This is a genomic window from Treponema sp. R80B11-R83G3 (genome assembly GCF_054786115.1).
This window is the reverse complement of record NZ_BDHF01000240.1, coordinates 1-2,287: the sequence shown is the minus strand read 5'-3', so window position 1 is coordinate 2,287 and position 2,287 is coordinate 1. Positions and strand designations below refer to the sequence as shown.

Sequence of the window (2,287 nt, the reverse complement as noted above, 5' to 3'; positions counted from 1 at the left end):
TACGTTTTTTTGTTGTAATTAAAACATATCACGGCGGGCATGATCTTTCAAACCCATTTGGTTTACGGTTGTTTTCGCTAATTCCTTGTATTATATAGACTTACGGAATTAGTCATACGGATTCAGGATTACTTTTCCGAGAAGCGTCCATGTATTTTCGGTAAACATCAACTTATCCATCCTTTTCAGATAGAAAACTGTTGGATCATTAATACCAAAAAGAGAAGCATAACGGTTTATCAATAAATCTTTACGATCATAATGAAATTTATAGGCTTGCCCACCTACACAATCCTCATTGGTTACGGCCCTCACCAATTCAGATAACCATGACTTGTGAGGGAGGCAATTATCGTCGTCAATTAAAAAAATATACTCTCCATTGCTGGCCTCAACACCTATACTTTTACCACGTTCACAGTAATGTTCCCCATTTCTGACAACTATACATCCATATTTTTTAGCAATTTTTATTGTATCGTCAATAGAATCATCATCCACTACGATTATTTCTATTTTATCCTGTTGATACGTTTGCATTTTTATAGAATCAAGTAATATAGGTAATCTATGTTCACCGTTAAAACATGGAATAATTACAGAAATAACAGGTAAATAATTATTATTCATTTTTAGCTCCTAGAATGAAAAATGTCGGCGTTACAATTGAGATTGTATATTTGTACATAAAAGTTAATTCATTTCCTATATTTTACAAAGGCGCCTGTAAAACCGCTTTTTTGATTATATTCATTATCTACTTTCCTGTCAAAATATTCTTTGAACAACTGCGGCCTTCGTAGTATCCATTTTGAAATATACAAGTTATTGATAGATAGTATCTCCCACCATTTACCGCGTAAAGCGTGTTGTTCAACAGTAAAACCTGCAGCCTCTCCATAAAAGAAAAGGTCTTTTAAACTATAATGCCTGTGTCCAATTAAATACCATGCAGGATCAAATATGTTTGATAAAAGATGCCTGTTAGGAGTTGATATATATAATACCCCCCCCCCGCGTAATACACGATATATTTCCTTGTACCATTCCAATTCACATTTTTTTGGAATATGTTCCAGAACTTCCCAAGATACGACTGTATCAAATTGCTCATCTTCAAAAGGCAATTTAGTAACACTCTCATTTTTATTGTTTGTATAATTAATGAAATCGACGTTCTTTGCATGTACGTTGTTTTTTGCGGTTTCTATATCCTTTTCCGATAATTCCAAACCTACTATCTTACCTACATTCCGTTTTATGGCATTTAACTCAAACCATCCGTACCCACAGCCTATATCAAGAACAGATTTCCCGGAAATATCCTCGTCTGAAACAAATTGAGTAATGAATTTATTTCTTCCGCGTAAATCAATAGATGGCTTTTCATTAATTATGTTTTTCATATTTACTTCCTCTTTTTTAATTCTTTTGTTTTTTACAAACAAACAAGACTACCGAAGCCAGGCTGGAGGGCAAAAGCCGTAAGAAAAATGCTCCTTTGCTGGCATTATATGTCTTAATAATTCTGAAATTATAAAACTTGAGCATTTCTTTCATACCGCCATAGGTGATTCCGCGAATATGATGTATCGGCGCATCATGCGGATTGTTAATTTTACCGAAGATTCCTGTTCCAAAGTTTGCTTTTATGTTTGAGATTTCAGTTATATGGGGCTGAAATCCAAGCATCAACTCAATTCTGGAATATATAGAACTCAGATTCGGAACCGCTATCATGAAAATACCGTCATCCTTTAAATTATTATAACAGTTTTCAAGCAAAATATCTGTTTTATCGACATGTTCAATGACCTCAAAGCAAAAAACAATATCGTAAAGCTGGGGAAGATTAAAAGGAACTTCTATATCCCGCAATATAAATTTCCTAATATTACCCCCACCCATTGGATATATAATACCCATCTATTGGATTAATGTCCACACAATCAATTTGGCCATTCCTGCGAGCATGAAGATACTTCTCAAACTCAAGCGCGATTCCCGAACCGACATTCAGGCAGGTCTGCGGTTCTACGGGCATTGCCGCGAATACTTTATCGTAATAATTCCATAGTATCGGGATATTACCTTGTTGAAAGTTGAAATTTTTCTGTTCTTGCAATGACATAATATTATTACTCCTATCTTAACCCTTTACCTGAATCCGTATGACTAATTCCGTAAGTCTATATAATACAAGGAATTAGCGAAAACAACCGTAAACCAAATGGGTTTGAAAGATCATGCCCGCCGTGATATGTTTTAATTACAACAAAAAAACGTA

The 2,287-nt window shown here is 34.6% G+C and carries 4 protein-coding genes; all 4 read right to left on the bottom strand.

Going from position 1 to position 2,287, the window contains the following annotated elements; all coding sequences use genetic code 11:
• Positions 1–108: 108 nt before the first annotated feature.
• On the bottom strand, positions 109–630 hold the full coding sequence (locus ACYVRH_RS12990; protein ID WP_461257321.1) for a glycosyltransferase family 2 protein: 522 nt from the start codon (positions 628–630) through the stop codon (positions 109–111).
• Between the two features lie 68 nt (positions 631–698).
• Positions 699–1,406, bottom strand: coding sequence for a class I SAM-dependent methyltransferase (locus ACYVRH_RS12985; protein ID WP_461257320.1), 708 nt, complete (start codon positions 1,404–1,406; stop codon positions 699–701).
• A 16-nt stretch (positions 1,407–1,422) separates the two neighbouring features.
• The gene (locus tag ACYVRH_RS12980) at positions 1,423–1,926 is read right to left on the bottom strand and encodes a class I SAM-dependent methyltransferase (protein ID WP_461257319.1); all 504 of its coding nucleotides are present in this window, start codon (positions 1,924–1,926) and stop codon (positions 1,423–1,425) included.
• On the bottom strand, positions 1,895–2,131 hold the full coding sequence (locus ACYVRH_RS12975) for a hypothetical protein (RefSeq protein ID WP_461257318.1): 237 nt from the start codon (positions 2,129–2,131) through the stop codon (positions 1,895–1,897). Before ACYVRH_RS12975 ends, ACYVRH_RS12980 begins: the two co-directional genes overlap by 32 nt.
• Positions 2,132–2,287: the final 156 nt, after the last annotated feature.